We start from the raw sequence: 3,010 nt of genomic DNA, 5'->3' as shown, positions 1-3,010 counted from the left end.
ATCTTGTTTGTTTTTTAAGTCTTTACCCTGAGTTGGGTTTGTGGGGCTGTGTGTCGGTGCTTCAACGGCGTGTTTATTTTGGGTCTTTCCTGTTGGTTTTATCGTATTTTGTCATTTCATAGAGCCTTTCGGATACTCTCTTCGTAATCTTTCTGTCCCAGTATTGTAATATTAATCCTGCTCTTAGTCTTTTAAGAGAAGAGGATGGTGTATATATGGTACTACTTCTTTGATGAGCTTAATTACGCTTTTTCCATAGAGATATAACCTCCATACAGATATGTTTGAGGCACCCCGGCGCTATACCTCAGGGGTTCATTACTCACCGCCTCTTATCTTAACAGCGTAGGTACTTAAGGCTACCATGAGAGAAAGCGACAAAAGAGGACCAAGGCGGACTCAATCCTGCTCGGATCACTTTTTAAGAACAGGCGAAGTAAAAAAAGTCCAGTGAATTAAGTAAAACTGATGGTTATGGGATCAAGAACAAAATGGCTAATGGTGGCCGCGTTGATAATTGTTGCTGCCGTGGTTGCTTCTCTATTTATTAGGTTCTTCCTTGTGCCTAGGTCACCTCCCGCATTTCCTCTTCCTAACGTCGTTGATTATGGACTCCTCTACTGCAATGATGATGTCATCATACCCGGCAATACTATGATTATTCTCTACCTTCATCCGCACGGTTCAGTGGAGGTTAATAACGTTGTGATCTACGTATCATTCCCAATAGGCATAATTAATGAGACTCTATCGGCATTATCAAGGCTAACAAGCTCGGAGGGTTCGATGATCATCGGCGTCTACGTGAATGGTAGGTTAGTAGCCTTTAATAACAAGTCCGAGCCAGTCATGTCCCTAATTAACACGGTCAATCACCCATACTTCCATGGTAATGAGACCATGAACTTCTGGCAGTTCGTGAAGGTCGAGAACGCAACCAGCATAGATACAACATTCGGTGTTGGCTTCTCAACAATTAATGTAACGCCTAGCGACACAATCGCCGTTGTCATATACTCGGCAGTCCCCTACGCACTACCATCATGCGTCGTGAACAGCGAGGTCGAGGAGGTTAAGTTAATGGTTGAGAATAATTGGATAGGGCTCCTCCCACTGAGATCTAACGGGACGCCTACTGCGGAGCAACTCTATGAGGAGGGTAGGTACATCACGGAGGAGCCGACCATCTACATAGTCAACGTCTCAAAACCAATACAGGGGCTACCACAAACCTTACCAACAAACGCAAAGCCGTACGTCACCGGCATAGCACCATCATACGCAATAGGACAAGCACTACCACCAACAATGAAGGTGGGTGGTGGGTGATAGGTATGGTTGTGAAAAAACTAAGGGTGGCCTTGCTAATCACACTAGTGTTCTTAACCGTGTTAGCGATTACGCTTACTAAAGTAGCCACAGCGCAAAACTCCTGCTCGACACCAATTGGTAACTGTAACTACGAGGTAACGACAAACGGGATAACGCCAAGTTACGTTGCGGCTTATGCATACATAACCAATACAATGACTGTACAATCATATAATGGTTTATGGATGGTATTGTTGCTTTATAACCCTGATTATAGCATGGTGTGTTATAATCCAGTTGTCGGTAGTACGGGTTATTGGGTTCAAGGGGTTATATTCTATGGCTTAGTAAGCGGTTATCCAGGGGGACCAGGTAGTACGGGAAACCTATACTTATCGGCATGGATAGTTTCATGTCTTACCGAGCAATTAGTATGGAATAACACGCCTTCTGATTTTAGCCAGCCTACGGCAACAAACGTACCATGGCCCCTCGTTTCTGGCGCTCATTGGTATATTATTTATTATGTTGGTAGTAATGGCTTGATTAGCCAAATTTACGAAGAAGTATACGTACCAACTAATGGAAAATTCTACACGCTCTTCATAAATATCCAATCTCAATACACGAATCGTTGGTATAGGTCCAATGTAAATTGGGGTGGAGGAGCTAATGGAGGTTCTGTGACCTTCAACTCTGGTGGTTCTGGCCAAATCTACTACTGCTCCAATGTGAATCTTTACCAAGGTTCGCTTGCTCAAAACGCTGGTGAGAGTTCTAATGTTGCCTATACGCAGATGTATGATCAGGGCACGACGTGCAGTATGTACCAGGACTTCCAGACGTAGTGATGTAGTCTTGCTGAGGCTTTCTTTAAAATCGCCTTCCCTTTTCCCTACCCCTCGTCCTCACCTTTCCCCTCGCCATTTACACATTGGTTCTACCCCACATGAACATTAAATGCTGTGCCGCGTTTCGAAATAAATCACTTGAATAGGCATAAACCGTAAAACCCACCCAACCCACTTTTTATGAATAGGCGGAGTTAAAAGGGGTTCTGTAGATTAGTGATTCTTGATGGGTGTGAGAATCACCTCACGTGGGTGGTTGTTTGTGGCTTTGGTAGTGGTTCTTGGTGTACTATCCCTACTGTTTTTGATTAGTGTTAGGGCGTTAGGTATGGTTCATTTTAACCCTTCTAATTCTCCTTAATTATGCAGCCTCTATAAGGTTCTTCAGAGACTTGGGTGCTAAGGTCATTATTGTCGGCCCCACCAGTCTATATGGAAGTATTTACTCAAGGGCCTTACAACTTAATCTTAGCTCAAACATTGTATATTTGGGCAGTAACCTAAGTGATGCCTTGAGGTTGCTGAGGGATTACCCTGGCTCAATTTTAGTAATTGATTTAAGTTATGTTAAGCCCGACTGTAGCTTATTGGGTTATTACCTTGGTTATGGCGCCATAGCGCTCTATAACGCCTCTGTACATACGCTCCAATCATGCATCATAGAAGCACTGCTTCAGTACTACCGCATAACCCATAGTAATTCCTATGCTGAGTCCTTGATCTTGATTCCGTACTACAGAGTTGGTCATGGTGTTGTCTGCGTCGATAATCAATCTCATTAGGTTGCTTGTGGCAATACCGTTCATACTCATGTGCGTTGCTCTTTATAGGCTTGGTAATGATTTCAA

Annotated in this window: 3 protein-coding genes; all 3 read left to right on the top strand. The window is 43.6% G+C overall.

The annotated features are described in order from the left end of the window. Positions 1-468: 468 nt before the first annotated feature. The 3 genes from ACP5L5_RS11520 (at position 469) to ACP5L5_RS11510 (ending at position 2,944) form a co-directional block, all read left to right on the top strand. Positions 469-1,329 carry a hypothetical protein gene (locus ACP5L5_RS11520; RefSeq protein WP_428763951.1) on the top strand — a complete coding sequence of 287 codons (861 nt, stop codon included), beginning with the start codon at positions 469-471 and terminating at the stop codon, positions 1,327-1,329. Between the two features lie 5 nt (positions 1,330-1,334). Continuing rightward, positions 1,335-2,159, top strand: coding sequence for a hypothetical protein (locus ACP5L5_RS11515; RefSeq protein WP_428763949.1), 825 nt, complete (start codon positions 1,335-1,337; stop codon positions 2,157-2,159). Between the two features lie 395 nt (positions 2,160-2,554). Continuing rightward, positions 2,555-2,944 carry a hypothetical protein gene (locus ACP5L5_RS11510; RefSeq protein ID WP_428763947.1) on the top strand — a complete coding sequence of 130 codons (390 nt, stop codon included), beginning with the start codon at positions 2,555-2,557 and terminating at the stop codon, positions 2,942-2,944. The last annotated feature ends 66 nt before the right edge of the window (positions 2,945-3,010 follow it).

The organism is Vulcanisaeta sp. (genome assembly GCF_049966235.1).
Taxonomy (GTDB): Archaea; Thermoproteota; Thermoprotei; order Thermoproteales; family Thermocladiaceae; genus Vulcanisaeta; species Vulcanisaeta moutnovskia.
Note: the sequence above shows the minus strand (reverse complement) of the source record. Positions and strands in the feature narration are given on the sequence as shown.

Excerpts from the sequence above, each read along its gene's own strand:
- ACP5L5_RS11520 (WP_428763951.1), top strand. The coding sequence starts at position 469 with ATGGTTATGGGATCAAGAACAAAATGGCTAATGGTGGCCGCGTTGATA.
- ACP5L5_RS11515 (WP_428763949.1), top strand. The coding sequence starts at position 1,335 with ATGGTTGTGAAAAAACTAAGGGTGGCCTTGCTAATCACACTAGTGTTC.